This is a genomic window from Pelomicrobium sp. P1, from assembly GCF_052805615.1.
In genome coordinates, this window is record NZ_JBRBEM010000004.1 from 173,104 (window position 1) to 200,004 (window position 26,901).

The 26,901-nt window shown below is 67.3% G+C and carries 27 protein-coding genes and 1 pseudogene; 14 read left to right on the plus strand and 14 right to left on the minus strand.

Features of this window, described 5'->3' with window-relative positions; translation table 11 throughout:
* The first annotated feature begins 311 nt into the window (after positions 1 to 311).
* Positions 312 to 998, plus strand: a complete 687-nt coding sequence (locus tag ACUVYZ_RS06175; protein WP_439933230.1) for a dienelactone hydrolase family protein — start codon at positions 312 to 314, stop codon at positions 996 to 998.
* Between the two features lie 126 nt (positions 999 to 1,124).
* Here ACUVYZ_RS06175 and ACUVYZ_RS06180 read toward each other — a convergent pair whose 3' ends face one another.
* Together ACUVYZ_RS06180 and ACUVYZ_RS06185 are read right to left on the minus strand one after the other, a co-directional pair.
* Positions 1,125 to 1,775: a phosphoribosyltransferase gene (locus tag ACUVYZ_RS06180; protein ID WP_439933229.1), complete on the minus strand. Its 651-nt coding sequence runs from the start codon at positions 1,773 to 1,775 to the stop codon at positions 1,125 to 1,127.
* Complete coding sequence (locus ACUVYZ_RS06185) at positions 1,772 to 2,269, minus strand: CBS domain-containing protein (protein ID WP_439933228.1); 498 nt, start codon at positions 2,267 to 2,269, stop codon at positions 1,772 to 1,774. Before ACUVYZ_RS06185 ends, ACUVYZ_RS06180 begins: the two co-directional genes overlap by 4 nt.
* 220 nt (positions 2,270 to 2,489) lie before the next feature.
* On the opposite strand from ACUVYZ_RS06185, the gene ACUVYZ_RS06190 reads away from it, so the two are divergent.
* From ACUVYZ_RS06190 to ACUVYZ_RS06225, 8 genes are all read left to right on the plus strand, one after another.
* Positions 2,490 to 4,571, plus strand: coding sequence for a PAS domain S-box protein (locus tag ACUVYZ_RS06190; protein WP_439933227.1), 2,082 nt, complete (start codon positions 2,490 to 2,492; stop codon positions 4,569 to 4,571).
* Positions 4,568 to 5,212: a response regulator gene (locus tag ACUVYZ_RS06195; protein WP_439933226.1), complete on the plus strand. Its 645-nt coding sequence runs from the start codon at positions 4,568 to 4,570 to the stop codon at positions 5,210 to 5,212. Before ACUVYZ_RS06190 ends, ACUVYZ_RS06195 begins: the two co-directional genes overlap by 4 nt.
* Positions 5,213 to 5,377: 165 nt before the next feature.
* A complete protein-coding gene (locus ACUVYZ_RS06200; RefSeq protein ID WP_439933225.1) occupies positions 5,378 to 5,755 on the plus strand; it encodes a response regulator in 378 nt (125 codons plus the stop codon).
* A gap of 53 nt (positions 5,756 to 5,808) precedes the next feature.
* Complete coding sequence (locus tag ACUVYZ_RS06205) at positions 5,809 to 6,732, plus strand: helix-turn-helix domain-containing protein (RefSeq protein WP_446033044.1); 924 nt, start codon at positions 5,809 to 5,811, stop codon at positions 6,730 to 6,732.
* A 278-nt stretch (positions 6,733 to 7,010) separates the two neighbouring features.
* Entirely contained in the window at positions 7,011 to 7,844 is an 834-nt protein-coding gene (locus tag ACUVYZ_RS06210; RefSeq protein WP_439933223.1) for a formate/nitrite transporter family protein, read from the plus strand.
* A 45-nt stretch (positions 7,845 to 7,889) separates the two neighbouring features.
* A complete protein-coding gene (gene glgP, locus ACUVYZ_RS06215; protein ID WP_439933222.1) occupies positions 7,890 to 9,590 on the plus strand; it encodes an alpha-glucan family phosphorylase in 1,701 nt (566 codons plus the stop codon).
* A gap of 330 nt (positions 9,591 to 9,920) precedes the next feature.
* Positions 9,921 to 10,610 carry a CBS domain-containing protein gene (locus ACUVYZ_RS06220; RefSeq protein WP_439933221.1) on the plus strand — a complete coding sequence of 230 codons (690 nt, stop codon included), beginning with the start codon at positions 9,921 to 9,923 and terminating at the stop codon, positions 10,608 to 10,610.
* 11 nt (positions 10,611 to 10,621) lie between these two features.
* Positions 10,622 to 10,999, plus strand: a complete 378-nt coding sequence (locus ACUVYZ_RS06225; protein WP_439933220.1) for a hypothetical protein — start codon at positions 10,622 to 10,624, stop codon at positions 10,997 to 10,999.
* Positions 11,000 to 11,255: 256 nt separating this feature from the next.
* Here ACUVYZ_RS06225 and ACUVYZ_RS06230 read toward each other — a convergent pair whose 3' ends face one another.
* The 12 genes and pseudogenes from ACUVYZ_RS06230 to ACUVYZ_RS06285 all read right to left on the minus strand — a co-directional run bounded on the left by ACUVYZ_RS06230 (position 11,256) and on the right by ACUVYZ_RS06285 (position 22,377).
* Positions 11,256 to 11,921, minus strand: coding sequence for a type II toxin-antitoxin system RatA family toxin (locus tag ACUVYZ_RS06230; protein ID WP_439933219.1), 666 nt, complete (start codon positions 11,919 to 11,921; stop codon positions 11,256 to 11,258).
* 77 nt (positions 11,922 to 11,998) lie between these two features.
* Positions 11,999 to 12,232 carry a hypothetical protein gene (locus tag ACUVYZ_RS06235; protein WP_439933218.1) on the minus strand — a complete coding sequence of 78 codons (234 nt, stop codon included), beginning with the start codon at positions 12,230 to 12,232 and terminating at the stop codon, positions 11,999 to 12,001.
* Between the two features lie 52 nt (positions 12,233 to 12,284).
* Positions 12,285 to 12,548 (minus strand): universal stress protein, encoded by a 264-nt coding sequence (locus ACUVYZ_RS06240; RefSeq protein WP_439933217.1) that lies wholly within the window; start codon positions 12,546 to 12,548, stop codon positions 12,285 to 12,287.
* Between the two features lie 101 nt (positions 12,549 to 12,649).
* Positions 12,650 to 12,715, minus strand: a pseudogene (locus ACUVYZ_RS06245) (universal stress protein); the annotation flags it as partial.
* Between the two features lie 275 nt (positions 12,716 to 12,990).
* Complete coding sequence (locus ACUVYZ_RS06250; RefSeq protein WP_439933216.1) at positions 12,991 to 14,343, minus strand: (Fe-S)-binding protein; 1,353 nt, start codon at positions 14,341 to 14,343, stop codon at positions 12,991 to 12,993.
* Complete coding sequence (locus ACUVYZ_RS06255; protein ID WP_439933215.1) at positions 14,340 to 15,017, minus strand: nitrate reductase; 678 nt, start codon at positions 15,015 to 15,017, stop codon at positions 14,340 to 14,342. Before ACUVYZ_RS06255 ends, ACUVYZ_RS06250 begins: the two co-directional genes overlap by 4 nt.
* Positions 15,018 to 15,020: 3 nt before the next feature.
* Positions 15,021 to 16,883 (minus strand): PHA/PHB synthase family protein, encoded by a 1,863-nt coding sequence (locus tag ACUVYZ_RS06260; protein WP_439933214.1) that lies wholly within the window; start codon positions 16,881 to 16,883, stop codon positions 15,021 to 15,023.
* A gap of 65 nt (positions 16,884 to 16,948) precedes the next feature.
* Complete coding sequence (locus ACUVYZ_RS06265; protein WP_439933213.1) at positions 16,949 to 17,446, minus strand: OsmC family protein; 498 nt, start codon at positions 17,444 to 17,446, stop codon at positions 16,949 to 16,951.
* Between the two features lie 17 nt (positions 17,447 to 17,463).
* Positions 17,464 to 20,688, minus strand: coding sequence for an efflux RND transporter permease subunit (locus ACUVYZ_RS06270; RefSeq protein WP_439933212.1), 3,225 nt, complete (start codon positions 20,686 to 20,688; stop codon positions 17,464 to 17,466).
* The gene (locus ACUVYZ_RS06275) at positions 20,685 to 21,773 is read right to left on the minus strand and encodes an efflux RND transporter periplasmic adaptor subunit (RefSeq protein WP_439933211.1); all 1,089 of its coding nucleotides are present in this window, start codon (positions 21,771 to 21,773) and stop codon (positions 20,685 to 20,687) included. The genes ACUVYZ_RS06270 and ACUVYZ_RS06275 overlap by 4 nt, the downstream gene beginning before the upstream one ends.
* Positions 21,774 to 21,787: 14 nt before the next feature.
* The gene (locus tag ACUVYZ_RS06280) at positions 21,788 to 22,045 is read right to left on the minus strand and encodes a YgaP family membrane protein (protein WP_439933406.1); all 258 of its coding nucleotides are present in this window, start codon (positions 22,043 to 22,045) and stop codon (positions 21,788 to 21,790) included.
* Positions 22,046 to 22,065: 20 nt separating this feature from the next.
* Positions 22,066 to 22,377: an ArsR/SmtB family transcription factor gene (locus ACUVYZ_RS06285; protein WP_439933210.1), complete on the minus strand. Its 312-nt coding sequence runs from the start codon at positions 22,375 to 22,377 to the stop codon at positions 22,066 to 22,068.
* Between the two features lie 354 nt (positions 22,378 to 22,731).
* Here ACUVYZ_RS06285 and ACUVYZ_RS06290 point away from each other — a divergent pair, with 354 nt between their 5' ends.
* From ACUVYZ_RS06290 to ACUVYZ_RS06310, 5 genes are read left to right on the plus strand one after another with little or no spacing between them, the layout of a single operon-like run.
* Positions 22,732 to 24,393 carry a cbb3-type cytochrome c oxidase subunit I gene (locus ACUVYZ_RS06290; protein WP_439933209.1) on the plus strand — a complete coding sequence of 554 codons (1,662 nt, stop codon included), beginning with the start codon at positions 22,732 to 22,734 and terminating at the stop codon, positions 24,391 to 24,393.
* Positions 24,390 to 25,016 (plus strand): cbb3-type cytochrome c oxidase subunit II, encoded by a 627-nt coding sequence (locus tag ACUVYZ_RS06295; protein ID WP_439933208.1) that lies wholly within the window; start codon positions 24,390 to 24,392, stop codon positions 25,014 to 25,016. Before ACUVYZ_RS06290 ends, ACUVYZ_RS06295 begins: the two co-directional genes overlap by 4 nt.
* Positions 25,013 to 25,618: a c-type cytochrome gene (locus ACUVYZ_RS06300; protein ID WP_439933207.1), complete on the plus strand. Its 606-nt coding sequence runs from the start codon at positions 25,013 to 25,015 to the stop codon at positions 25,616 to 25,618. The genes ACUVYZ_RS06295 and ACUVYZ_RS06300 overlap by 4 nt, the downstream gene beginning before the upstream one ends.
* Positions 25,615 to 26,283 carry an SCO family protein gene (locus ACUVYZ_RS06305; protein ID WP_439933206.1) on the plus strand — a complete coding sequence of 223 codons (669 nt, stop codon included), beginning with the start codon at positions 25,615 to 25,617 and terminating at the stop codon, positions 26,281 to 26,283. The genes ACUVYZ_RS06300 and ACUVYZ_RS06305 overlap by 4 nt, the downstream gene beginning before the upstream one ends.
* Positions 26,267 to 26,857 carry a hypothetical protein gene (locus tag ACUVYZ_RS06310; protein WP_439933205.1) on the plus strand — a complete coding sequence of 197 codons (591 nt, stop codon included), beginning with the start codon at positions 26,267 to 26,269 and terminating at the stop codon, positions 26,855 to 26,857. The genes ACUVYZ_RS06305 and ACUVYZ_RS06310 overlap by 17 nt, the downstream gene beginning before the upstream one ends.
* The last annotated feature ends 44 nt before the right edge of the window (positions 26,858 to 26,901 follow it).

Genomic DNA, 26,901 nt, shown 5'->3' on the forward strand with positions numbered 1-26,901 from the left:
GGGACAGGGCCACGATGCACTCAATTCGATCCAGGCCTTTGATATGGGTCAATGCCCTTCCGAAGCGCAAAACGGCGCCGGCGGGTCCTGGACATCATCGATCGCAATCGGCGTGGGCCGGGATAGGCAGGGCGTCGTCGCTTCTTATAACATACCCGGAACGGGAGGCGCCGGGTCTCGCCGCAGGACGATGTTTCCGTTGACCGGGATCGACGCCCCATCCGACCTCCGCCGGTAGGTTTAAGGCTGCGTGGACATCCATCCCGGCGAATCGTCCCTGTGTAAACCATGCCCCGCTCAAACGTTCCGCCATGAGCCCAGCGTCCCCTTTCCCCATGCATAAACTCGTCCACATCCCGGACGGCCCGGCCGTGATCGAAGGCATGCTGGAGGCGCCGGAATCGGCCCGGGGAATGGTGTTGTTCGCCCACGGCAGCGGCTCCAGCCGGCATTCTCCGCGCAACAATTACGTGGCGCGAGTCTTGCGCGAGGCTGGGATCGGCACCCTGCTCATGGATCTGCTGACGGTGGAGGAGGACAGGGATTACGAGACCCGCTTCGATATCCCCCTCCTCACCCGGCGCCTGATGGTCGCCACCGGTTGGCTGCGCCGGCAGGCGGGTTGCGCCTCCCTGCCGATGGGCTATTTCGGCGCCAGCACGGGCGCGGCGGCGGCCCTGCAGGCGGCGTCGGAACTCGGGGACGAAATCGCCGCCGTCGTCTCCCGGGGCGGCCGGCCGGATCTGGCCGGCCGGGAGGCGCTGCGCCGGGTGCGCGCCCCCACCCTGCTGCTGGTCGGAGGCCGGGACGAGGTGGTGATCGAGCTCAATCAGGCCGCCTACGAGGTGATGACCTGCGAAAGGCAGCTCTCCATCATCCCGGGTGCCACCCATCTGTTCGAAGAACCCGGCACGCTAGAGGAGGTGGCGCACCAGGCGAGCGCCTGGTTCCTGCGCCACTTCGGCTCGGCGCATCTTTCCCGGCTTCCTCCGGACTGATCTCGGCCGGGCGCGTGCCATTACCGCCGGTGTCCCCGCCTTCGGGCGGGCGCCCACGGAGCATCCGCTAGCCGTGGGGCGGCTCCTGAAAGGCAGGCAAGATTTCGCGGGGCATCCGTGTTGAACTCAAAGCGCTTCCGTACGCGCAGGCCTTCGTCCCGCGAGCAGCGCGGCCACCGTGTCGTCGTCCACCTGAGGGAAGTCGAGATAGAACGCGCTCACGGCCCCGAAGTCCTCCGGCGCGTGGAGGCACACGACCTCGTCCGCGTAGCCCCTCACCTTTTCGAGACTGTCCCGCGCCGCCACCGGAACCGCGCAGACGAGCCAGGCCGGCTTCTTCGCCCGCACCGCGTGCAGGGCCGCGATCATGGTGGCGCCGGTGGCGAGCCCGTCGTCCACCACGATGACGGTTCTTCCCGCCGGATCGATCGGCTCGCGCCCTGGCGTGTACTTACGCCGGCGCGCCTGCAGGACCTGCAACTGGCGCCGTTTCTCCGCCTCGAGATACTGCGGGTCTGCCCCGGCCTGGGGCGCGTAGTCGGCCACATACGTCCAGCCGGACTCATCGACCGCGCCTACCGCGAACTCGGAATTGAACGGCGCGCCCAGCTTTCTGACCAGCACCACGTCCAGCTCGCCGTCCAGCTCGTCGGCCAGCACGCGCCCCATCTCGACGGCGCCGCGGGGAATCGCCAGCACCAGGGGGCGCGCGCCGCGGTATTTCGCCAGCGCCGTCGCCAACCGGCGGGCCGCGTCGATCCGGTCCCGGAAAATCATCCGCTCTCCACGGGCACCCGCACGGGCCTTTCCTCGAAGGACAGCAAGCCGCGCGTCGCCGTTTCCCGCGCGATGCCGCCCCGGACCGCCCGGGCGAGCCCGGCCACCTGGTCGGCGAGCGCCTCCAGCACATCGTCCAGCGAGACGATGCCTTCGAGCTGGCCGTCGCCGGACGTCACCAGGACGCGGCGCACGCCGGCGCTCTGCATGACATCGATGGCGTCGTCGACGCTCGCCTCCGCCCGCACGGTGACGAGCCGGCCGCTTACCAGTTGGCCGACCGCTGCCTGCTGGGGAGCAATCCCGCGGGCCATCGCCAGGACCACCAGGTCCCGGTCGGTGACCACGCCCGCGGCCATGGGTCCGCTCGGCGTGTCTTGGGTGACGAGCAAAGCCCCCACGTGGTGCTCCCGCATCAGCGCGGCAGCCTGATCAAGGGTGGCGGTGTGGTCGGTGGACACGATTTCGCGCGTACAGATATCTCCGACTTTCATGGTCTCTCCTTTCCCTTTTGGGCCATCCGGCCGGCTGCCGGCGCACCAAGCTTCGATTAACGATACCCGCCCCATCGGACAGAGTATTGACCTACATCAAAGGACGTTTCAGCGCCACGCCTCGATTCGGCTCGCCCGGCCAGCCTCCACCCGGGCAACTCAGAAAGACGAAGTGTTAGAATGGCTTCGCTCGAACCGCCCCTGGAGGGCCCTGTCCCCCATGAGCGTTTTCCCCGATCCTCTCGGCCCGGGCAGCCGAACGCCCTTGATCCCGGCCACCCGCGTGGTTCTGGGGTCGGTGTTCGCGCTGGCGATCGCCATCGTCGCCGGCACCGCGCTCATCCTGGGGGAGCTGCGCAGCCGCCAGATCGCCGACGCCGAGCGCGAGATCGCCAACCTAAGCCGCATCCTGGCGGAGCAAACGGCGCGGACGTTGCAGAGCGTCGACCTCATCCTCAAAGGCGCGACCGAACGCGTGCGGGAGGGGCAGACGCGACCCCAGCTCATGGAGGAGGGAACCGTGCGCGCCCTGATGCAGGCCCGCCTCAGCGGCGTGCCCCAGATCCGGGCGCTTTTCATTCTCGACGCCCAGGGACGTCTGTCCCTGCACTCGCAGGCCTTTCCAACCCCCAAGCTCTACGCCGGCGACCGGGACTATTTCAAGGTGCACGTGGAAAATCCAGGCTACGGCCTGTACATCGACAAACCCACCCGGAGCCGCCTCACCGGGCAATGGACGATCCAGGCGAGCCGGCGCATCGACGGTCCCGGCGGCGAGTTCCTGGGCGTGTTCTCGGCGGCTCTGGACCCAGCGTATTTCGAAGCGCTCTACCGGGATCTCGAGTTGGGCCGCAACAGCTCGGTCAGTCTGTTCCTGCGCGACGGCACCTTGCTGGTGCGCCAGCCACGGGACGAGGCGCTGATCGGCCGCTCCTACGCCGGCTCTCCCGCGTTCCTGGCCCTGGCGCAGCCGAGCAATGATATCGGGGGAACCCACGTTCTGCGCACTGCCGGAGCCAACGCTACCCTTGTCGGCGTGCGCGAGGTCGGGCCTTTCCCCCTCGTGGTCGAAGTATGCCGCAGCGAGGACGCTCTGCTCGCCCAGTGGCGGCGCGATGCGGCCTTGATCGCCTCCGGTGCCGCGGCGGTGACGCTGCTGCTGGTCGCCGCCGGCGTTTTCCTCGCCCGCGAGTTATCTCGGGAAGCCGCCATGGGCCGGGCCCTCAGGGACAGCGAGGCGCGCATGAGCGGCATCGTTCAGTCGGCCATGGACGCGATCATCACCGTCGACGAAAACCAGCGCATTGTCCTCTTCAACCCGGCGGCGGAGAAGGTATTCCGCTGCCCCGCCGCGGAGGCGATCGGATCGCCATTGGAGCGCTTCATTCCAGAGCGCTTTCGCGCCGCGCATCGGCGACACGTGGAACGCTTTGCCGCCACCGGCGCAACCTCGAGAAAGATGGGCGATACCACCGTGTTGTACGGGCTGCGCGCCGGCGGAGAAGAGTTTCCCATCGACGCCTCCATCTCGCAGGTAATGGTAGGCGGCAGAAGGCTCTACACCGTGGTCCTGCGGGACATCACCCTGCGGCGGCAGGCGGAAGAGGAGCTTCGCGAATCCCACGACCGGCTGCGGGAGCTGACGGCAGCGCTAGAATCCGTGCGGGAGGAGGAGCGGGCGCGCATTTCCCGGGAATTGCACGACGAGCTCGGCCAGCAACTGACAGCGCTACGCATGGATGTCTCTTGGCTCGCCTCGCGGCTTTCCTCCGGTTCGCTGGCGGTGCTGGAGAAGTTGAACGGCATGAAGGCAACCATCGACGCCACGGTGCGCGCGACCCGGCAGATATCCGCCGAACTCCGGCCCTTGGTGCTGAGCGAGCTTGGACTAGTAGCAGCGGCTGAATGGCTGGTCCAGGACTTCTCCCGCCGCACCGGGATCAAAGCGCAGCTCGACCTCGACGTGGACGAGCATTCCCTGGCGCTGGACGATCGCCTGGCCACCGCCATGTTCCGCGCCCTACAGGAGTCCTTGACCAACGTGGCACGCCATTCCGGCGCTTCCCGGGTAAACGTCTCCCTGGCCGCCCCCAACGGCGCGCTGGTGCTCAAAGTACAGGACAACGGCAAGGGGATGGCGCCGGGCGAGGAACGCAAAAGCGGGGCCTTCGGCCTTCTTGGCATGCGCGAACGCGTGCAGGCGCTGGGGGGAGAGACCATGGTGCGTTCCAGTCCTGGGAAAGGTACGACCGTGGAAGTGAGCGTTCCGTTGAACCGCGCCGCGGCGGGAGAAGCCCGATGATCCGAGTGCTTCTCGCCGACGACCACACGATCGTGCGCGACGGTCTCAAGCAGATCCTCGCCGAGACCGGAGATCTGATCGTGGCGGGCGAGGCGGTAGACGGCCACGACGTGCTGCGCAAGGTCCGCGAACAGGATTGGGACGTACTGGTGCTGGACATGTCCATGCCTGGCCGTAGCGGCATCGAGCTCATCAAGCAGCTCAAGGCCGAGAAACCCAAGCTCCCGATTCTGGTGCTCAGCATGTACCAGGAAGAGCAGTATGCCGTGAGGGCCCTGCGGGCCGGCGCGTCCGGCTACCTCACCAAGGATACCGACGCAGCGCAGCTCGTGGCGGTGATCCGCAAGATCGCCGCGGGCGGGGCCTACCTGAGCGTAGCCATGGCCGAGCGTTTGGCGATGAGCTTCAGCCCCACGACTAGCAGCCTTCCCCACACCCAGCTCTCCGATCGGGAACTCACCGTCTTCGAGATGCTGGTCTCAGGGCTCGGCGTCACCGACATCGCCGAGCGCCTGTGCCTCAGCGTAAAAACGGTGAGCACCCACAAGGCCCGCATCCTGCAGAAAATGAACATGGGCAGCACCGCGGAGCTGGTGCGCTACGCAGTGAAGCACCGCCTCGTCCGCGACCCGGAAGAGTAGGCGTCCTCTCCGCACCGGAGCCTCTGGCCCCGGGAATTCGCCTCTATAGGAATTTTCCTACGGCACTTCGCGCATTCCTGCGCGCACTTTAAGCATCCTCCGATGCCCGGCGCTCCCGGGGACCTGCATAATGGGCCCACGAAGAGCGTTACGGAAACAAGGGCGGTGAAGGTTTTCATCGTAGAGGATTCGGCGCCGGTACGGGAGCGGCTCACCACCATGCTAGGAGAGATCGCCTCTGTGGAAATCGTGGGGGAAGCGTCCAGCGCGCCGGAGGCGATCGACGGCATCGCGCGCACCCGCCCCGATGCGGTGATCGTGGATCTCATGCTGGCGCACGGCAGCGGGATCGATGTCCTGCACGGGATCGCCCGCGAGGGCCTCGGGATCAAGACCATCGTGCTCACGAACTATCCCTCCGACGAGTTCTTCCGCAAGTGCATGGAAGCCGGCGCCGACTATTTTCTCGATAAGACGATCGATTTCGATCGGGTGAAGGGCGTCCTGGAGAGTCTCGCGAAAAGCTTCTTGCCCCAGGCATAAACACGCGGCCGGGAACGCCCTGGACTGCCCGAAAACGCGCAAAGGAGAATGAGATGGGTGTGGACAAGGCAAACGCGTTGTACCGGTTAGGCAAGAATCGCGGCGGCGCCGCCACCGGCATGGGCACCGGTCCCGGAGACCAGGCGCAGGCGGATTGCGCAGGATGCCCCGTGCGGCGCGCATGCCTGCTGGCTTACGCGCCAGCCGAGCCTCGCCAGGGTCTTCACCCGCTGGTCCACGTGCGCCGCCGGGTCCGGCGGGGGGAATCCCTGTTCCGGTCCGGCGATCCGTTCAACAATCTGTACGCAATCCGCAGCGGCTTTTTCAAGACCGCCATGTTGTACGCCGACGGACGGGAGCAGGTAGGAGGCTTCTACATGGCCGGGGAGATGCTCGGGCTCAACGGCATTGGACCCCAGGTCCATATCAACACCGCCACAGCGCTGGAAGACGGGGAGGTCTGCTCCGCTTCGTTCCCGGCGCTCGAGCAGGCGCTCCTCGACTCGCCCCTCATGCAAAGGCGCTTTCACAAGATCATGGCGGAGGAGATCGTTCGGGAGCAGACCGCCATGATGCTGCTGGGCTCGTTCGCCGCGGAGGGGCGACTGGCGGCCTTCCTCCTGAACCTGGCCTACCGCTACGCCTCGCGCGGATATTCTTCGGAGGAATTCCACCTGCGCATGACCCGGGAGGAGCTGGGTAGCTACCTCGGGCTCACGCTGGAGACCGTGAGCCGCACGTTCTCCAGGCTCCACGACGCCGGCCTGGTGGAGGTCAATCTGAAGCGGGTGCGCATTCTCGACGTGAAGGGGCTGAGGCGCGTCCTGGACCGTGAAAGGCAGCCGCCGGAGCGCTCGCCGCGCCCGGATTCGACGCCGCGGCGGTCGGCCGAACGATCCCGCCGCGCCTTGCGCAACGGCCGCAGCGGGCCGCTCCTGCCCGGGCCGGGCGCGGCGCCTCTGGCCCTGGTATGCTGACGGAAGGACGGGCGATGACCGTTCAAGCGACCACCCGTAGCGGCGCTCCTTATGATGGGGTAATCGCATCGCCGCCGGCGGGGCCGTAAGGAGAGCCTGAGTCGAAAGGCCGCCGCGACGAGAGCTAAGAGGCTCCGCGCCCGGTCGTCGGGAGCCGGGTCGCGTCGCCGCGCCGAGCGTTGTGAAACACCTCGACCGCGCTTGCCTCGCCTCCTTCTCGGCAGGCGGCCGATGATTCCTCGATCATCTGCCGGGAGCTCGACCCGGATCATCCGCGCATGACGCAGCTTTACGGATTCGACGCGTATTCGCCCCAGGAAATCGCCGATAAGGTGGAAACGGTGGGCGTGGCTAAGGCGCGGCTGCCCCTCCCCGCCATGGCCATGCTGGGCGTACTGGCCGGAGGCTTTATCGGGCTCGGCGCTCTCTACTTCACCTTGGTGACGTCCGACGCCTCGCTGCCTTTCGCTGCCTCGCGAGTGCTAGGCGGGGTCGCTTTTTCCATGGGGCTGATCCTGGTCGTCGTAGCCGGGGCGGAACTCTTCACTGGCAACAACCTCCTGGTCATGGCGTGGGCCGATCGCAAGATCACCACGATCGAGATGTTGCGCAATTGGACCGTCGTCTACGTCACTAACGCCGTCGGCGCCGCCGGCCTGGCGGTGGTGGTCTACCTGTCCCAGCACCCCGAGATGGCCGGAGGCGCCATCGGCCGGCAGGCGGTCAAGATCGCCGCTGCGAAAGCCCATCTTCCGCTCGTCGAGGCGTTTTTCAAGGGCGTACTATGCAACGTGCTGGTGTGCCTTGCCGTGTGGCTAGCGATGGCGGGCCGATCCGTGACCGATAAGGTGCTCGCCATCGTCTTCCCGATCTCCGCTTTCGTCGCGGCCGGCTTCGAGCACTCCGTCGCCAACATGTATTTCCTCGCCCTGGGTTGGATGCTCCAGGACGAATTCGTCGCGGAGGCGGCCTCGCCGCTCGACTGGAGCGGCATCCTGGGCAATCTGGTGCCCGTCACCCTCGGCAACGTGGCCGGCGGGAGCCTGATGGTGGCCCTCGTGTACTATCTGATCTACCGGCGCCCTTACCGCCCTTCCGCTCCCAAGGACTGACGGCCGCGTCTGGGCTTCCATCCTTCGCGAAAGGCGAATCTTTCGATGCTGGACGACTTTATTCGAGAGCCGCGCATCGCCTATTTCTCCATGGAAATAGCTCTGCGCAACGAAATCCCCACCTATAGCGGCGGTTTGGGGGTGCTGGCCGGGGACACCATGCGCACGAGCGCCGACTTGGGGCTGCCCCTGGTGGGTGTCACCCTGGTGAGCCGCGCCGGTTACTTCCGGCAGGAGATCGACGCCGCCGGGCGCCAAGTGGAGCGGCCCGATCCCTGGGAGCCGGAGCGCTGGACGACCCCGCTCAACGCCAAGGTGGCAGTGAGGATCGAAGGGCGAGAAGTCTGGATCCGGAGCTGGCTCTACGTGGTGCAAGGCCACATGGGCGGTCAAGTGCCCGTCATCCTCCTCGACACCGCCCTGGACGAGAACCAGCCGGAAGACCGGGAGATCACCCACTTCCTGTACGGCGGGGACCAAGCTTACCGGCTGAAGCAGGAGATCGTGCTCGGCATCGGGGGCGTGCGCCTGCTCCAGGCCCTCGGCTTCACCGTGCGGCAATACCATATGAACGAGGGCCATTCCGCCCTTCTCGCTCTAGAGCTCCTGCGCCGCCACGCCTACCCTCCGGAGGACGTGCGGCCCGGGGAGCCGCCCTTCGACATCCCGCGGGTGCGGGACCTGTGCAACTTCACCACCCACACCCCGGTGGAGGCGGGCCATGATCGCTTCTCCTACGACCTGGTGCGGCGAGTGCTGGGGGAGTTCATCGACCTGGAGACGCTCAAGTCCCTGGCGGGCAGAGACGAACTCAACATGACGCGCCTCGCCCTGAGCCTTTCCGAGTACGTGAACGGCGTGGCCAAGCGCCATGCCGAAGTGTCCCGCCGGATGTATCCGGGCTATCGGGTGCACGCGGTGACCAACGGCGTGCACCCCTACACCTGGACCTGCGAAAGCTTCCGGCGGCTTTACGACGCCCATCTTCCCGGCTGGTGCCACGAGCCCGAGCTTCTGGTGCGCGCCGACCGGATCCCGGACGCGGCGATCTGGGACGCCCATCGCCAGGCCAAGACCCGGCTCATCGAGAAAGTGAAAGCGTCTGCGGGAATCGCCTTCCTGCCCGAACAGCCGATCATCGGCTACGCCCGGCGCATGACGGCGTACAAGCGGCCCGACCTCCTGTTCACCGACGTGGAGCGCCTGAAGGCCATCGCCCGGGAGCGGCCCTTCCAGCTCCTCCTGGCGGGGAAAGCCCACCCTCGCGATGAGCCGGGCAAGGGCTTGATCGAGCTGCTCCACGCCCACATGCGGCAGTTCGCCGGAATCCTTCCCATCGCCTTTCTCCCCGACTACGACATGGATGCGGCGCTCGCCATGGTCTCCGGCTGCGACGTGTGGCTCAATACGCCGCTCCCGCCCCTGGAAGCCTCCGGCACCAGCGGCATGAAAGCCGCGTTCAACGGCGTGCCCCATCTTTCCGTCCTGGACGGGTGGTGGATCGAGGGCTGCATCGAGGGCGTCACGGGGTGGGCCATCGGGGACGGGGCGCAAGCGGCCGCGGAAAGCGACGCGGCGTCCCTCTATCGCAAGCTGGAGCAGGTGGTGCTACCGCTGTACGACGCATCCGCCAGCGACCCGTCCGGCTGGATCGCCGTGATGAAGGGCGCCATCTGCAAGAACGCGTCCTACTTCAACAGCCACCGCATGATGCGCCGCTACGCGACCGAGGCGTACATGCGTTAGCTTTCCATGTCGTTTCGAATTGTTTGAGCTAGATCAAAATGGATTCAGCCGAATCCGGGAGAATGGTCTATAGTGAAGGGGCGCCCGGCGTCTTGTTGCGCGTCGTAAAAATGCTTGACGACGCTTGCCCTCACCCGCCCTCTCTCCTTCCCTCTCTCCCGGAGGGAGAGAGGGACTGGACAGTCCCCCTCCCCCGCTGGAGGAGGAGGAAAAGAAGGGGGATGCCCCTCTCCCATGGGGCGAGGTGAAATGGATGGCGGTAAATGGTTTGTCAACCGCTTACCGAAGGCTCAACAGGACCGGCGACGGCGTTGGAAGGAGAAAACGAGCATGCAAGCCAAGGACGTGATGACCACCCCCGTGGTGACGGTAAAGCCCGAGACCAAGGTTTCCGAGATCGCCCGGCTGCTGCTGGAGCGCGGCATCAGCGCCGTGCCCGTGGTGGACGAGAAGGAGCGGCTGCTGGGTATCGTGAGCGAGGGGGACCTCATGCGCCGGCCCGAATCGGGCACCCAGCGCCGCCCGTCCTGGTGGCTCGCCTTGTTCAGCGATCTGCGGGAGGAGGCCCGGGAATACGTCAAGTCCCACGGTCTTCACGCCCGGGACGTCATGACCCGCGACGTGATCACCGTCGGAGAAGACGCGTCGCTCCAGGAGATCGCGGCGCTGCTGGAAAAGCACCGCATCAAGCGCGTCCCGGTGGTGCGCGACGGCAAAGTTGTGGGCATCGTCAGCCGGGCCAACCTGCTCCAGGCGCTCGTGGCGCAGCCGCCCGAGAAACAGGTTTCGGCAGACGATAGAACGCTGAGGGAAGAGGTGCTCAAGGCTGTGCAGTCCGTGGGGGCCGGGACCGTCTTCGTCAACGCGGTGGTTTCCGAGGGCGTAGTCCACCTGTGGGGGGTCGCTGCCTCCGGGGAAGTAAAGGACGCGATCCGGGTCGCGGCGGAGCGGGTGCCGGGAGTGAAGCAAGTGAAAGACGAAATCAAGGTTCTGCCGCGCCGCGCGATGGGCTATGAATGAGCATGACCGCCATGGGAACCGGTTACGAAGACTATGAAGTGGTTCGCGTCACCAGCGAATGCCGGCTGGTGGACGCGGGAGGACGCGAGCACGTGTACTGGCGGCGCGACGGGCAATCCCTCCCAGAGGGCTGGTACGTCGTGAGCTGGCCCCCGGCGCCGGGACGGCAACCGCGGCGTTTCAACGAGGAGGCGGTGTTCCGGGGCCCCTTCAAGCTCGAGGCGGAGGCGCGCCACGCCCTGGCCCGGCTCAAGACCGAACAACCGGCGGCCGCCCAAGACGTTCAGGCCACGGGTGCTGGTGCCCGACCCCAGGAACAGGAAGGGGCGCCGCCGGGCGGTGGGTCTTCGAAGCGAACCGTGGGCTCGGTCGAGGTGCGCCGGCGTTGAGCTTCCGAGGCAGTCGTAGGGTGCGTGCAGCGCAGCCTGCCTGCGCCGCACCGGTCGCGGCAGGCAGGCGAAACGCACCGAACGGCGCAGCGCGCCTACGACTCGAAACCCATCCCCACCCTAACCCTCCCCTTGAAGGGGAGGAAACCCATCCCCACCCCAGCCTGCCCGCGGCCTGGCATGCCCATGTCATCCCCCCCCTTCAAGGGGGAGGCCGGGAGGGGGATGGGTTGCGATTGAGGGGAGGCAGGCCCGCTCAACCCAGGAGGCGTCCCAGCACCAGCCCCGCGGCGAGAAGCGCACCGTGGAGGGAGGCGACGGCGATGGTGCGCTCGATCGCCGGCTGCAGCCTGCCCGGCTCGAAGGCATGACGCAGCAAGTCGCGTCCTGCCAAGGCGGTGAGGGGCGTGGCGGCAAGGCCGAGCAAAGCTGCCGGGGGCAACAGGCCCGCGACCACCACCCCCGTCAGCCATAGATAGGCCCCGAGACCGGTCAGCAAGTAGACCCAGCGCGCCCGGGCTTCGAACGCCTCCATCACGCGCCGGCCCATCGGGCCGAGCAGGGCGCGGGCCGTCCGGTCGAGAAGAAACGAACCAGGCTCGAAATCGACCCGCAGCTCCACGCGGCAGCCCCCCTCCACTGGCTCAAACCGCCAGTCGATCGCCAGCCGGCGAAACGGGCCGTCCTCCGCGCGGATCCGGAGGCGCCCGGGCGGGTCGAAGAACGCTCTCGAAGTGAACCGCATCTGGAATCCGGCGAGGCCGAGGGTCTGCTCCACCCATGCCTCGTTGCCCGTGCGCTCGAGCACGCGGGCGTTGCGCCAGCCGGGGACGAACTCGGGATAGCGCTCCACGTCGGCCACCAGCTCGTAGAGCCGTTCGGCCGCGACGGGGAACAGGCGCCGCTCGCTGTGCACGGTCATGAGCGCTTCCCGCGCCGGGGGCTACGTCGACCCCGGCGTTGTCGAGAATCCGAACCTTCGCCGCTAAACGCGGCCCGCTATATCGCTTCCTCTTGCGTGGGGAAGGCCGCCTCGACGCCGTCGAACAGATAATGGGCCTCCCAGTCCTTGTGGTGCCGCGCCATCACCATCTGCTCGGCTTCGGCGGCGCTGGCGGCGAGCGTCGCGTAGGCCATGACGGTGTCCGGGACGCTGCCGCCTTTGGACTTGAGTTTCACGATCACCGTGTAGCTGCGGGGTTGGCGGGCGCGTTGGGCAGCCGGGTCGATCATGGTGGATGGTCTCCGTTGCTATCCAGGGTTTGGGGCCCGCCGGGGCGGGAGATCAGCGGGCGCGCACCAGCAGCACCGGCACCGTGGCGCGCCGCATCACCCCTTCCGCCACGCTGCCCAGCACCAGGTGCTCGAAGCCCCGGTGGCCATGGGTCCCCATGACGATGAGGTCGGCGCCCCAGCGGGCCGCCTCGTCCGTGATGGCCGCGGCGACGCGCCGCCCGCCGGCTTCGATGAGGGTCGTGCTCGCCTCCACGCCCGCCGCCTGCGCCCGGGCAGCGGCCTCCGCCAGCACCCGCTCGGCTTCGGCCCGCACCGCCCCGTCCAGATCGCCGTAGCCCTCGATCGCCAGGTTGTGGAGCGGCTCTGCACGTGGGCCAGGCGCACCCGGGCGCCCTGCTCCTTGGCGAGCTTCAGCGCCTCCTCGAGGGCCCGGTTGGAGGGCACGCTGCCGTCCACCGGCACCAGCATTTGCTTGTACATGGTTCCCCCTTCTATTCCCGCCGCCGGCTCTCGGGTGGCGAACTCGATCCATCATGAACTCGCCCTCAGCCCTTGGCTTTGACGTAAATCAAAGGCCAAGGCTGCCGGCAAGCCCCGGCTGTCGCTCCTCGAGTTGTCCAGGCGCAGGATCAATGCATTTCTCCGATTCGTAGGGTGCGTTGAGCGGATGAGAAACGCACCGCCCCCGGGGCGAGGCGACCCCCGAGCGGTGCGCTGAAGCGCGCCCTACCGGGGAAGCGATTTCGAGATGGGTTCTAATCCGCCAATCGCTCGGCCACCAGCTCCAGCAGGCTGCCCATTTTGCGGTTCCAGCGGAAATGGGCCCGGCCGTCGTCGAAGGTCTGGCGGCAGTTGCTGCAGGAGGTCGCCAGGACCTCCGGGTCCTGGGCGTCGATCTGGGCCATTTTGATCTCGAAGGCCCGGTAGCGCAGGGGGTCGGCCCGGTGGATGGTGACCACGCCTCCTCCGCCGCCGCAGCACCAGTTGAGCGCGCCGCTGTCCTGGGTTTCCCGCAGCTCCGCCCCCAGGGCGCGCAGCACCTCCCGGGGCGCCTCCGTGGCGCCGCCGCGGCGGGAGACCTGGCAAGGATCGTGGAAGGTGATCGATTTGCCCAGGAGCTTGAGCCTGAGGCGGCCCTCCCGCACCGCCGCGGCTAGGTATTCGGAGATGTGCAGCACCTGGAAGGGCAGCGGCTGCCCGTACACGTTGGCGCCCTCCCAGCGCATCGCCCCGTAGGCGTGGCCGCACTCAGGCAGGATCAACGTCTTGGCCCCGCACGCGAGCGCGGCCTCGATGAGCTTCATGCTCATGTCCCTTTGCCAGGCCGTGTTTCCCGAAAGCATGCCGAAATTGGTGGCCTCGTACCCGCGAGTGGACAGGGTCCAGGACTCCCCGAGGCGGTTCAGCACCTTGGCGAGGGCCACGATCGACTGGGGATATTTCATGATCTCGATGGAGGAAAGCGTCACCAGGACGTCCGCCCGTTCCCGGTCGAGGGGGATATCGATCTCGTGCTCCTCGGCGAGCCAGGCGATCCGCTCCTTGAGCACCTTGGGCGTCGCGCCGAGGGGGCTTCCTTCCCGCTCCGCCCGCTCCGCCACCGCCCACAATTCGTGGGGCACCAAGCCCGCCTCGAACATGGCGTGGCGCGCCAGTGCCACCAGGCCGGCGATGTCGATGCCCATGGGGCAGATCATGGTGCAGCGCCCGCACAGGGTGCAGGCGTCGTAGATCAATTCCTGCCATTCCTCCAACTGGGCGGCGGTGACTTTGGGCTCGAGGCGGAGCGCGCGGTAGAACCACGCAAAGGGCCCCATCTCCCGCCGGTAGATCCGCCGGAAGGGCTCGAGCTTCCAGATGGGGGTATAGCGGGGATCGCCGGTCGCCACGTGGAAATGGCACGCTTCGGCGCATTGACCGCAGCGGATGCACGATTCCAGGTAAATCGCCGCGGTGCGCCCGAAATCCCGGGCGAAAGCCCGCCTTGCCGCCGCCAGGCGATCCTCGTCCGTCCTGTCTCCTTGCCGGTCGAACCTCGTCTGCGGCTTCCTGATAGAAAAGCGCGGCGAGTCCAGATCGATGGGGTGCTTGGCGTTGGCGTCGCTCATAGCTCGGCTCCCCTGCGGGCGAAGGCCGCCCCCGTCGCGCCCCGGGAGAAGAACACGAGAAAGGCGTGCGCGAGCTTGCCGAACGGCAGCCACGCGAGCAGCAACTCCAGGGACAGGAGATGAATCGCCACCCACAGCGGATTGGCCGGGGAAGCGGGATAGACTCCGGTCTCGATGGGCAGGCTGATGAGGGCCATGCCGGTCAGCATGGGGAGCAGGGTCACGAACCAACTGAAGTAGTCGTCGAAGGTGGAGAGCAGGTGCAGCACGGGCGAGGAAAGCCGCACGAAGAGGGCGTAGAACAGCCCGACGAAGGTGAACGCCACCGCGAGGGCGAAGAGCCACCCGGGCACCGCGGGCCAGGAAAGTCCGGTCAGGCGCCGGATGAAGGCGATGTGGGGCCCGTAGCCGAAGAAGACGATGGCGAGACCCAGGTGATACCCGTAGGCGTGGACCATCGAAGCCAGGGTCCGCTCGCGGAACGCCGCGTGGGGAACCATGCGCGAGACGATGGCCCGCAGCGCGCCGCGCCCCGTGGCGGCGCTGCGGGGCTGCGAATAGTCCGGCTTGACCGGAAAGCGCAGGAGGCCGATGAGCCGCCAGGCGGTGCCGCCCAGGAACAGGGCCAGAGCCAGAGCGAGTCCCGGACCGCGGGCGAATTCGAGCAGTTCCATGGTTCAGGCCTGCAGCACGTAGGTTCCGGGGGCGTCCCAGAGGGGCGGGTAGCCGGCGGCGGGCGCCCCCATGGGCGGCGGGGCCACCGGATCGCCCGAGCGCGCCACGAGCCAGGCGACCCACTCCGGCCACCAGGAGCCCTCCTTGCGCGGCGCGATGGTAAGCCAGGCATCCGGGTCCGAATAGCGGTCGTCCTTGGACTTGGTGAGCACCTGGTAGCTTCGCCCCTTGCGACCGGGCTCGGAGACGATGCCCGCGTTGTGGCCGCCGGTGGTGAGCAGGAACGTGACTTCGGTGTCGCTCAGCAGGTGGATCTTGTACACGGAGCGCCACGGCGCGACGTGGTCCCGCACCGTGCCGACCGCGAAGATCGGCGCCCGGATGTCCGTGAGGGCGACTGGCCGGCCCTCGACCCGGTAGCGGCCCTCGGCCAGGTCGTTGTCGAGGAACAGGTGGCGCAGGTACTCGGAATGCATGCGGTAGGGCATGCGGGTCGCGTCCGCGTTCCAGGCCATGAGATCGGTCATGGGGGTGCGCTCGCCCATGAGGTATTCCCGGAGCATGCGCGACCAGACGAGATCGTTGGAGCGTAGGAGCTGGAAGGCGCCGGCCATCTGCTTGGCGTCGAGGAAGCCCTGCTCCCACATCATGTCCTCGAGGAACGTGACCTGGCTTTCGTTGATGAACAGCATCAGCTCGCCGGCTTCCTCGAAATCCGTCTGGGCGGCGAACAGGGTGATCGATTTCAACCGTTCGTCCCCGTCCCGGGCCATGGCGGCGGCACCGATGGCGAGCAGCGTGCCGCCGAGGCAATAGCCCACCGCGTGCACCGGCGCCCCCGGCACGACCGCCGTCACGGCGTCGAGAGCCGCCATCAGGCCGAGCCTGCGGTAGTCTTCCATGCCCAGGTCCCGGTCCTCGGGCCCCGGGTTCTTCCAGGAGATCATGAACACGGTGAAGCCTTGTTCCGTCAGGTATCGAACCAGGGAGTTGGACGGGGACAGGTCCAGGATGTAGTACTTCATGATCCAGGCCGGTACGATCAGGATCGGCTCCGGCCGCACCCGCTCCGTCGCCGGCGCGTACTGGATCAGCTCGATCAGCCGGTTGCGATAGATTACCTTGCCCGGGGTCACGGCCAGGTTGCGGCCGACCTCGAACCGCTCGGCGCCCACGGGCTTCTTGCCGCCCAGGGCGCGCTCCCAGTCCTCGGCGAAGTTCTGGGCCCCGCGTACCAGGTTCATCCCGCCCTGCCGCATCGTGTGCTCCAGCAGCTCCGGGTTGGTGGGAAGGAAGTTGGAGGGCGAGAAGGTGTCCAGGATCTGGCGCGTCACGAACTCGACCACGCGCTCGTGCTGCCGGGTCACCCCGCGCACGCCCGTGGTGGCGTTGTGCCACCACTGCTGGCCGAGGAGAAAGCCCTGATAGATGAGGTTGTAGGGCCAGCGCTGCCAGGCTTCCCCGAGGAAGCGCCGGTCCTGGGGCAGGGGCTCGATGCAGGGCTCGGCGCTGCCTCCCTGCAGCATGCAGCGGCCGGCGTAATTGGCGAGCCGCACGGCCTTGCGGAAGGCCTTGTCGAGGAGGTTCAACTGCTTGCCCGGGCTCGTGGCCAGGTGGGCGGCCCAGTCCAGGTAGGCGCCGGCCAGGGCAGCCGGGGAAATGCCCGCCGTGAAACGCGCCAGGGTGGCATGGAGCGACCGGTCGATCACCTCGCCCAGGGCGGTGGCGGCGTAGGAATCCCGCTCCAGGTCGCGGCGCGGCGGCGGGGCGGGCGTAGACGGATGGCCTCCGCTCGACCCGATCTCAAGGCCCGCTTTCGCGGCATCGCCCGGCGCTTTTTCCTTCGCCGTTCTGCCGTGTCCCATCGTTTTTCCTCGAAGGGTGATGGCACCATTGTCTCCCGGCGGCCCAGTCGCCGTTTTGACCTATATCAAAGACCCCCGATCGCATCGTGGGTCTGCGCTCGCGCCTTGGCGGCGTAGACCTCCCTGCCCTCACCGTCCATCACCCGCACGCCCACCGGTATGCCCTGCCGGACGCTGCCGGTCACCACGCAAAAATCCTCGAACTGCTCGAGGCAGCGGTCGAAGTGGGCAATGCGCTCGACGGCGTCGCCCAGGCGAATGGCCGCATCGATGCGCCCGATGCGCAGCCGCCCGCGCTCGTTACGCACCAGGGTGGCGGTCACGTCGGTGCGCAGCTTGCCCGGGTTTTGCTTGAACTTGCGCATGCAAAATAGCAGGCTCGCGCTCAGGCAGTGGGCCACCGCCGCAGCCAGCAGGCGGGCGGCGTTCGGCCCCTTTCCTTCTCCCAACGGCTCGGGTTCGTCCACCAGCAGGCTGGGTACGTCGAGCCCGCCGAAATCGACGCGGAATCGGTAGTCCTGCTCCTGCTCCAGGTAAATGGTGAAGGACATCTGCTCGGGCATGTCCGCTCTCCTGTCGCTCAATCGGGGAATTTGCGCCAGTGGTAGTGGTAGAACACCACCGGGATGACCAAGAGGGTGAGGATCGTCGACACGAAGATGCCGAAGATCAGGGACACGGCGAGTCCGCCGAAGATCGGATCGTCCAGGATGAAGAGGGCACCGAGCATGGCGGCCAGGGCCGTCAGAGCGATGGGGCGTGCCCGCACCGCGGCGGCCGAGAGGGTGGCCTCCTGCAGGGGCTTGCCGGCGGCCACTTCCTGCTGGATGAAGTCCACCAGGAGGATGGAGTTGCGCACGATGATGCCGGCGAGCGCGATCATGCCGATCATGGACGGGGCGGTGAACTGCTGCCCCAGGAGCGCGTGCCCGGGCATGATGCCGATCAGGGTGAGGGGGATCGGCGCCATGATGATGAGGGGCACCCCGTAGGAGCGGAACTGGGCCACCACCAGCAGGTAGATGAGGATCAGCCCCACCGAATAGGCGATCCCCATATCGCGGAAGGTCTCGTAGGTTACCTGCCACTCTCCGTCCCACTTCATGCTCCATTCGTAGGGATTCTCCGGCTGGCGGATCAGGAACTGCCTGATCGGCGCCCCGTCGATGGGGGTTTCGGCAAGGCGTGCTGCGATGGCCCGCAGCCCGTACATGGGGCTGTCGGTGCGGCCGGCCACGTCCCCGGTGACGTAGACCACGGGCAGCAGGTCCTTGTGGTGGATGGTTTGCTCCCGCTCGCTTTCCCGGATCTCGGCGATCTCCGACAAGGGGACCAGCGCCCCGCTTTGCGAGCGCACGCGCAATGCTCCGAGCGCTTCCCCGTCGGCCTTGTCGCCGGGGTCCAGCTCCAGGCGCACGGGAACGGGCACCCGGGCGTGCTCGCTGTGCAGATAGGAAATGTCCTCGCCGCGGATCGCCGCGCTGACCGCCGCGGCCACGCTGTCCTGGGTGACCCCCAGCCTGGCGGCGCGGGCCCGATCCACCGCCACCACCAGCTTCGACTGGGGCGCCTCCAGCGTGTCGTCCACGTCCACCACGTCGGGGGTCGCTTCGAACACGGCCCGCACCTGGCGCGCCACGTCCAGTTGCCGCGCGTAGTCGAGCCCGTAGATCTCCGCCACCAGGGGGGCGAGAACCGGCGGACCCGGCGGCACCTCGACGATGCGCACCGTGGCGCCGAACGCCCGGCCGATCTGCTGCAGGGGTTCGCGCACGGCGGCGGCGATCTCGTGGCTTTCCCGGTCGCGGTGGCGCCGGTCCACCAGGTTGACCTGGATGTCGCCCTGGTGGGGCGCTTTGCGCAGGTAATACTGGCGCACCAGTCCGTTGAAGTTGATCGGGGCGGATGAGCCGGCGTAGATCTGGTAGTCGGTCACTTCCGGGACCCCGCGCAAATGGGCGGCGAGGGCGTCCAACACCCGCTGGGTCTCCTCCACCGGGGTGCCTTCCGGCATGTCCACCAGCACCTGGAACTCGCTCTTGTTGTCGAAGGGCAGCATCTTCATGATGACCGCCTGCAGGCCCACCAGGGAAAGGGAGCCCGCGATCAGAACGAGCAGCGCCGCCAGCAGCAGCCAGCGATTGCGGCGGCCCGCCTGCCGGCGCAGGAAGGGGGTCATGACGCGGGCGAAGAAGGCCTGGAGCAGCCGCGCGGCGCGCTCTTCCCCGGGGGCCGGGCCGTGGGCCTGCGCCTTGAGGAACAGCCGCCGGTAGAGCCAGGGGGTGAACATGAACGCCACCGCCAGGGAGATCAGCATGCCGGTGGAGGCGTTGATGGGAATGGGCCGCATGTAGGGACCCATCAGGCCGGTGACGAAGGCCATGGGGAGTAACGCGGCGATGACGGTGAAGGTGGCGAGGATGGTGGGCCCGCCCACCTCGTCCACCGCGAGGGGGATCGCCTCGGTGAGCGATCTTCCTCCCTGGACCATGTGGCGGTGGATGTTCTCCACGACGACGATGGCGTCGTCCACCAGGATGCCGATGGAGAAGATCAGGGCGAACAGGGACACCCGGTTGAGGGTGAAACCCCAGGCCCAGGAGGCGAACAGGGTGATCGCCAGGGTGACGATGACCGCCGCGCCCACCACCATCGCCTCGCGCCGACCCAGGGCGATGAGCACCAGCACCACCACCGAGACGGTGGCGAAGACGAGCTTCTGGATCAGGGTCCGCGCCTTGTCGGAGGCGGTCTCCCCGTAGTTGCGGGTGATGGTCGAGCGCACGCCGTCGGGAAAGTAGATGCCCTTCAACTGCTCGAAGCGCTGAATCAGGGCTTCGGCTACGGTCACCGCGTTTTCGCCCGGTTTCTTGGAGACGGCGATGGTGACCGCCGGATGGTGGCCGGTGGGCGGCAGCCCCTTGGAACCGGCTGCCGGGCCCACGCCGAAGGTGACGTAGCGCTCCGGCTCGTCGGGTCCGAGGGCGACTTGCGCCACGTCCCGCAGGAACACCGGCGCCCCCTGGTGCAAGCCCACCACCAGGTCCGCCACTTCCTCGGGTGTGCTGAGGAAGGTGCCGGCCTGTACCAGGAGTTCCCGGCCATCCTCCACCCGGGAGCCCGCGTCCCGGGAGGCGTTGGCCGTGCCCAGGGCCCGGCGCAGATCGTCCAGGGACAGGCCGTAGGCGGCGAGCCGCCGCGGGTCGAAGCGCACCCGTACCACCCGGTCCGGGCCGCCGATCACGTCGATGTCCCGGGTGCCTGGCACCCGCTGCAGCTCGGACTGTACGGCATGGGCGACGCGCAGCAGCTCGTTCGCGCCGATGGCCGGGTCCTCGCTCCACAGGGTGGCGGCGAGAATCGGCACGTCGTCGATGCCCTTGGGCTTGATGAGGGGCGGGCCGACCCCGACCCCCGGCGGCAGCCAGTCCTGGTTGGAATAAAAGGCGTTGTACAGCCGCACGAGGGCGTCGGTGCGCGGCTCGCCCACCTCGAAGCGCACGGTGAGCACCGCGAGCCCCGGCATGGAGGCCGAGTACACGTGCTCCACGCCTTCGATCTCGGAGACCACCTGCTCGGCCGGCGTGGTCACCAGGGATTCCACCTCCCGGGCCGAGGCGCCGGGATAAGGGATGAAGACGTTGGCGAAAGTGACGTTGATCTGGGGTTCTTCCTCCCGCGGCGTCACCAGCACCGCAAAGAGCCCCATGAGCAGGCCGGTCAAGGCGAGAAGCGGGGTGATCTCGGTGGTGAGAAACTGCCGGGCGATGCGGCCCGAAATGCCCAGCCGGGGCCCGTCCGTCATGCCGCGCCCCCGTGCTGGCGCTTGTAGGCGATACCGGCGGCGATGGGATCGATGGCCACCTTCTCTCCGGGCTCGAGGCCCGCCAGCACCGGCACGCGCCCGTCGCCGGCCGGCGTGCCGACGCGCACGTAACGGAAGGCGACCCGACCCTCCGCATCGACCACGTACACCGCCGTCACTTCGCTGCGGCGGACGATGGCCTGGGGCGGCAGCAGCAGCCGCTCCTCCTCCCCGCTCACGAAGGCCACCTTCACCAGGGTGCCCGGGAGCACGCTGCCGTTGGCGCCCTGCTCGCCCGCCGGCAGGGTCGCCAGCACCCGGAAAGTGTGGGTGGCGGGATCGGCCGCCGGCGGGATGCGCAGCCCGGTGACCTCCACGCTTTTGCCCCCGGGCAGGATCGCACGCGCCTTGCGGTGCCTGCGCAGGGGACCGATGTGCTGTTGCGGCACGTCTACCACCACCCGCAGGTGCTCCAGGGACAGGCCGGTCATAAGGGGCTGGCCGGGGGCCACGGACTCGCCCAGCTTGACGTCGCGGCGCACCACGATGCCACTATAGGGCGCCCGCACCACCGTGTAGTCCAGGCCTTCCCGGGCTTCCCTGATCGCGGCCTCGGCCGCCGTCACCCGCGCCTGGGCGGAACGCAGCTCCGCTTCCGCCCGGTCGAACTGGGCCTTGGCGATGAACCGCTTGTCGTACAGATCCTTGATGCGCTCGTAGGTCCGCTGGGCCTCGGCCAGGCGCGCTTCGGCTTCCGCCAGGGCGGCCTGGGCGTTGGTCAGGCGCGCCCGCTGCTCGGTGTCCCGCAGCCGCACGATGACTTCCCCCTTCTCCACGTAGTCGCCCACGTCGAAGGGCAGCTCCACCACTCGCCCGCTGGTCTGGGCCGACACCGTCGCCTGGTTGACCGCCTCCACCACGCCGTCGAACACGGTCTCCCGCGGGACGCGCGCAGGCTCCAGGGTGACCGTCTCCAGGGAGGTCGCGGCGGCGACCGGGGGCCTGTCCGCGGGCGCAGGCGCCTCCGAGCAGGCCGTGAAGGAAACTGCCGCCAGCAGCAGCCATGCGGCGCGGGGAATCGTCACGAGGGTCCTCCGGGTCAGGCAGGGCGCTTCGCCGGGCAGAAGGCCGCGCCGGGCTTGACGCCCAGCTTGGCGAGCAACATCGCCAGGGGACAGAAGCCGGTGAATGACGCCTGCAGCATGTTGGCGCCCACAAAAGCGGTCAACCACAGCCAGTGGATGCTGTGCACCTGGGACAGCGCGAGCGAGACCAGGATGAATAGTCCGGCGAATCGGAACACCAGCTTGTCCACGTTGCTGCCAGCGGCATCTAAGGTCTCGGGATGCGGGGTCATGGCGGCTCGCTTTTCCATGGTCAAACACCTTTCTTTCGGGATCGGGATCGTGGAACGGTGCAGTAATGGCCGTGCAGCACGCGGATGATATCCAACGCAGGGCCGGGGCGCACCGAATAATAAATGGTCTGGGCTTCGCGTCTGGCGGCTATCAGCCCCTCCTCGCGCAGTACGGCGAGGTGCTGGGACAAGGCCGATTGGGACAGCGCAATTCGCTCGTTGAGCTCGCCCACCGATTGCTCCCCCTCCCCCAGCACGCACAGAATCAGCAGCCGGTGCGGATTGGCCAGACTCTTGAGCAAGGCCGCTGCATCGTCGGCGTGCCGGGCCATCTCGTCTGCCTCCGGTAGACGAGCGCTGGACCGATCCAAAACCTGGCTCACCTTATTTTACCTCTTGCTAATTTAGCTTTTACTAATATAATACCTCTTGTCCCGGATCGCAAGGGACATGTGCCGAAGGCGCACCTTGACCGCCCCAGGCAACGCTCGCATGACCATTGCCCACTCTACTCGAGCCTTCTTTCACATCCGGCGCAAACCGGGCCGCGCGGTGTCGATCGGCTGTCGTGGGACCGCGCATACCCAGGTCCCGAAGAAAGGGGTACCGCCGCTCGAGCGGCGCGCGGCAGATCCTGGACCGAGCCTTACGAGTATTACCTTCTTCGAGAAACAGGGAACGACATCATGGAGTTGACCGCGGGCTTATTGCTTTCCACATTTCTCCTTTCCCTGCTCGCCCTCTTCGTTTTCATCTGGTCCATGTCCAAGGACCTGTTCGGCTCCGGCGTGGAGGCCGCCAAAATCATTTTCGCCAAGCACGAACCGGGACGGGTCGAGGAGCCGGCCGCGACCGGAACGGGGCTCCAAGCGCTGCAAGCGGCGGTCTCGAGCCAGAGCGCCGCCGGTCCGCCCGTCGATCCCGTCGAGCTGGAAGAGCGGCTGCGCGCCGACCGCTCCAGCGCCCTGGTGGCCGGTGTCGCCCTCACCTTCGCGGTACTCTGGCTGATCGTGGGCTCCATCGCCGGACTGATCGCTTCCATCAAGCTGCACGCGCCAGACTGGCTCGCCGATCAAGCGTGGCTCACTTTCGGGCGCATCCGGCCCATCCACCTGAACGCCGTCGCCTACGGCTGGGCGTCGTTTGCCGCCATCGGCGTCTCGCTGTGGCTCCTGCCCCGGTTGCTGAAGACGGAACTGGCAGGCGCCCGCTGGGCCCTTGCCGGCGGCGCCATCTGGAACCTGGGCGTGCTGATCGGCGTGGCGGCGATCGCCACCGGGCACAGCAACGGCATGGAATGGCTGGAGTTTCCGCTGCCCGCAGCCGTGCTTCTGATCCTGGGAGGCGCCTTGCTCGGCGTGCCCTTGCTGCTCACCCTGCTTAAGCGCCGCGTGCATCATCTCTACGTCTCGGTGTGGTACATCGCGGCCGGGTTGTTGTGGTTTCCCATCCTTTACCTGGTGGCCAACATCCCCGGCCTGCACTTCGGTGTGCAACAAGCGGCCATGAACTGGTGGTACGGGCACAACGTGCTAGGACTGTGGTTCACCCCCATCGGGCTGGCGGCCGCCTACTATTTCATTCCCAAGGTGCTCGGTAAACCGATCTACTCCTACAACTTGTCCCTGCTCGGCTTCTGGGCGCTTGCCTTTTTCTACAGCCAGGTCGGTGGTCACCATCTGATTGGCGGCCCCGTGCCGTCGTGGCTGATCACGATATCCATCGTGCAAAGCGTGATGATGGTGATCCCGGTGATCGCCGTAGCCATCAACCAGCATATGACGGTCGTGGGTAACTTCCGGGCCTTGCTCTACTCGCCCACCCTGCGCTTCGTGGTGCTGGGCGCAATGATGTATACGTTGGCCTCTCTGCAGGGCTCGCTGGAATCGCTGCGTTCGGTCAACACGGTCACCCATTTCACCCATTTCACGGTGGCTCATGCCCATCTGGGCCTGTACGGCTTCTTCTCCATGGTGATGTTCGGCGCCATCTACTTCATCATGCCCCGCATCATGGACTGGGAGTGGCCCTATCCGCGGCTCATCTCGCTCCATTTCTGGCTGGTGGTGGCGGGATTCGCCGTCTATTTCGTCGCCCTCACCGTCGGCGGGTGGCTGCAAGGCCTTGCGCTGCTCGATGCGCAGCGCCCGTTCATGGAATCGGTCACCCTCACCATACCTTACCTGGAAGCGCGCTCCTTGGGCGGCGCGTTGATGACGCTGGGGCACCTGGTGTTCGCCTTGCACTTTTTCCTCATGGGTTGGCGCTTCGGGCCGCGCCGTCTCGGCGCAGCCCTGCTCGGACCTGCGGGGTTTCGAGCTAAAGCCGCGGCAGGAGGCGCGCTATGAAACTTGCCGGACGCTGGGAAATGGACGAAGCTCGCCTGATCGTCGGCGCCATGGTGATCCTCGCGCTCGCCACCTCGATCCTGGTGGTCCTCCCCTACCTGCTGCTGCGCGAGATCAGGCCGCCTGCAGGGCTTAAACCCTATAGCCAAGCCGAGTGGCGCGGCCGCCAGGTCTACATCGCCAACGGCTGCGTCTATTGCCACTCGCAGCAGCCCCGCGACCCACGCCAGTCCCCCGCCGATCAGCAACGTGGTTGGGGCAGGCCCTCCATCGCCGGCGACTACGCCTATGATCGCCCGCATTTGCTCGGCACCATGCGCACCGGCCCTGACTTGTTGAATATCGGTGCGCGGCAGCCGAGCCGCGACTGGCATCTCGGCCACCTCTACCAGCCGAGGGCCTACGTTCCGGGCTCTATCATGCCGGCCTACCCGTTTCTGTTCGAAGCGCGCAAAGGCCCGGCCAAGGCAGGCGAGGTCGTGGTGCATCTTCCGCCCGACTACAGCGAACCCGGGGTGACGCTCGTGGCCAAGCCGGAGGCGCTCGATCTGGTCGCTTACTTGCTGGCGCTCGATCGCACCTATCCTGCGTGGCCCCAGCCCAAGGAGGTCGCCAAGCCATGACCGAACCCGAAAAACACCCCGCGGCCATCCGCCGCGAGCAAGCCGATCCCAGCGAGCAGACAAGACCCCTGCCTTGGATCGTCACCATGCTGCTGGGGGCCATGGCGATGTGGGGCGCGTTCTACATCGTGACCACCCCTTTCGGCGAAGGGTCGGACGTGGGCGATGGGCGCAGCGCAAGCGCCCTCGCGCCACCGAAGGTGGACCACCAAGGCGCGGCGCCCGCGCCCGACGGCCAGGCGCTGTTCATGGCCCGCTGCTCGGCTTGCCATCAGGCGAACGGCCAAGGGGTGGCAGGTGTGTTTCCGCCCCTCGCCGGCTCCGAGTGGGTGCTGGGCCCGGAGCGGGTACTGATCGCCGCCCTCCTGCACGGCATCAGCGGTGAAATCGAAGTTCGCGGTGCGAAGTACCAGGGTGCCATGCCTTCATTTGCTGCCCTGTCGGATGCCGAGATCGCCGCCGTGGCCACTTACATCCGCAGCGCCTGGGGCAACGCTGCTAGCGCGGTCACGGCGGAACAGGTGGCGCAGGTGCGCGCCGCCACCCGGGATCGCGCTCAACCGTACGAAGGAGGCGAAGCCCTCAAGGCGTCGCAGCAATGAACGGGACACCCCAGACCGGCTCCTGGCGCCTCACGCTGCTCGCCGTCGCAGCGATCCTGGCAATCGGCCTTACGTTGATTTCCTGGCAGACGGAAGGCGGCCGCGCTTTCACCAGCGAATCCCTGCGCCGCCTCCAGGTGGAAAAGAACGCCCCTCTATTGCCGGCGCTCGCCGTCATTGACGAGAGGGGTAAAATGCAGGCTCTGCCGGTGCTCGTCGCCGCAGGTCCCTTGGTCTGGATCGCGGACTTTTTCTATGCCCGCTGCACCTCCCTGTGCTTGGCCCAGGGAACGGTGATGGCGCAACTGCAGAGGCAAATCTTGGCACAGGGCCTGGAGCACCGCGTCGGACTCCTCAGCATAAGCTTCGATCCGGCGCACGACCGGCCCGACGTGCTGCAGTCCTACGCCCGGCGCATGGGCGCCGAACCTCGGGTGTGGCGCTTCGCGACGCTCGCGCGGCCGGATGAGCACCGCGCTTTGCTCGCGCATTTCGGCCTGGTCGTCATTCCCGCACCCCTCGGCGAATTCGAGCACAACGCCGCGCTCTATGTGATTTCCGCAGACGGACGCCTGCTGCGTATCGAAGACATGGAAGCTCCCCAGCGGGCCCTCGCTTATGCGCTTCACGCCGCCGCGCTGGCCGATCGTGCGCCGCCGCGCTAGCACCCTTGCCTGGGGCATCCTCGCGCTGCTCGCAGCGGCGCTGTCGGCCCCGGGCTTGCGCACGGGCATCGAGAACAGCATGGTACTCCACATGCTGGTGCAGATGCCCTTGCTGTGGGCGGCCGGAGGAGGGCTTATGGCAGGAATCGATCCCGGCGCCCGGCTCGGGGCGCGCTTCGACATGCAAGGGCTCAGCAGCTTCTCGTTCTGCCTCGTCGTCGTGAGCTATTGGATGCTACCTTCGGCCATCGATCGCGCGGTGCTTGAACCGGGCATCGACGCCCTCAAGGTCGCTTCGCTCCTCGCCTGTGGCGCTTCGCTGCGCCAGGCGGTCATGCGCGCTCCTGCCGTGGTACGGCTTTTCTTCCTGGGCTATCTCCTGCAGATGACGCTCTGGCTGGGGCTATATTGGGCGTTCACCGAGGAGCGCTTGTGCAACGTTTATAGCCTCTCAACGCAGCAGCAGGCAGGCGCGGGACTCGCGGCGCTCGCCGTCGCCTTGGGCGCCGTGCTCGTCTGGCGCCTGGCCCGGGCCGCGGCTTCCGGTCCCGAGTCCACCGCTTCGACCCCTTGAGCGCGGTGCTCCTTCCGCTTTCCCGCGCGCAACGCGCGGGTTCT

Coding starts and splice junctions, on each gene's coding strand:
- ACUVYZ_RS06175 (WP_439933230.1), top strand. CDS start 312: ATGAGCCCAGCGTCCCCTTTCCCCATGCATAAACTCGTCCACATCCCG.
- ACUVYZ_RS06180 (WP_439933229.1), bottom strand. CDS start 1,775: ATGATTTTCCGGGACCGGATCGACGCGGCCCGCCGGTTGGCGACGGCG.
- ACUVYZ_RS06185 (WP_439933228.1), bottom strand. CDS start 2,269: ATGAAAGTCGGAGATATCTGTACGCGCGAAATCGTGTCCACCGACCAC.
- ACUVYZ_RS06190 (WP_439933227.1), top strand. CDS start 2,490: ATGAGCGTTTTCCCCGATCCTCTCGGCCCGGGCAGCCGAACGCCCTTG.
- ACUVYZ_RS06195 (WP_439933226.1), top strand. CDS start 4,568: ATGATCCGAGTGCTTCTCGCCGACGACCACACGATCGTGCGCGACGGT.
- ACUVYZ_RS06205 (WP_446033044.1), top strand. CDS start 5,809: ATGGGTGTGGACAAGGCAAACGCGTTGTACCGGTTAGGCAAGAATCGC.
- ACUVYZ_RS06210 (WP_439933223.1), top strand. CDS start 7,011: ATGACGCAGCTTTACGGATTCGACGCGTATTCGCCCCAGGAAATCGCC.
- glgP (WP_439933222.1), top strand. CDS start 7,890: ATGCTGGACGACTTTATTCGAGAGCCGCGCATCGCCTATTTCTCCATG.
- ACUVYZ_RS06220 (WP_439933221.1), top strand. CDS start 9,921: ATGCAAGCCAAGGACGTGATGACCACCCCCGTGGTGACGGTAAAGCCC.
- ACUVYZ_RS06225 (WP_439933220.1), top strand. CDS start 10,622: ATGGGAACCGGTTACGAAGACTATGAAGTGGTTCGCGTCACCAGCGAA.
- ACUVYZ_RS06230 (WP_439933219.1), bottom strand. CDS start 11,921: ATGACCGTGCACAGCGAGCGGCGCCTGTTCCCCGTCGCGGCCGAACGG.
- ACUVYZ_RS06235 (WP_439933218.1), bottom strand. CDS start 12,232: ATGATCGACCCGGCTGCCCAACGCGCCCGCCAACCCCGCAGCTACACG.
- ACUVYZ_RS06250 (WP_439933216.1), bottom strand. CDS start 14,343: ATGAGCGACGCCAACGCCAAGCACCCCATCGATCTGGACTCGCCGCGC.
- ACUVYZ_RS06255 (WP_439933215.1), bottom strand. CDS start 15,017: ATGGAACTGCTCGAATTCGCCCGCGGTCCGGGACTCGCTCTGGCTCTG.
- ACUVYZ_RS06260 (WP_439933214.1), bottom strand. CDS start 16,883: ATGGGACACGGCAGAACGGCGAAGGAAAAAGCGCCGGGCGATGCCGCG.
- ACUVYZ_RS06265 (WP_439933213.1), bottom strand. CDS start 17,446: ATGCCCGAGCAGATGTCCTTCACCATTTACCTGGAGCAGGAGCAGGAC.
- ACUVYZ_RS06270 (WP_439933212.1), bottom strand. CDS start 20,688: ATGACGGACGGGCCCCGGCTGGGCATTTCGGGCCGCATCGCCCGGCAG.
- ACUVYZ_RS06280 (WP_439933406.1), bottom strand. CDS start 22,045: ATGACCCCGCATCCCGAGACCTTAGATGCCGCTGGCAGCAACGTGGAC.
- ACUVYZ_RS06285 (WP_439933210.1), bottom strand. CDS start 22,377: ATGGCCCGGCACGCCGACGATGCAGCGGCCTTGCTCAAGAGTCTGGCC.
- ACUVYZ_RS06290 (WP_439933209.1), top strand. CDS start 22,732: ATGGAGTTGACCGCGGGCTTATTGCTTTCCACATTTCTCCTTTCCCTG.
- ACUVYZ_RS06295 (WP_439933208.1), top strand. CDS start 24,390: ATGAAACTTGCCGGACGCTGGGAAATGGACGAAGCTCGCCTGATCGTC.
- ACUVYZ_RS06300 (WP_439933207.1), top strand. CDS start 25,013: ATGACCGAACCCGAAAAACACCCCGCGGCCATCCGCCGCGAGCAAGCC.
- ACUVYZ_RS06305 (WP_439933206.1), top strand. CDS start 25,615: ATGAACGGGACACCCCAGACCGGCTCCTGGCGCCTCACGCTGCTCGCC.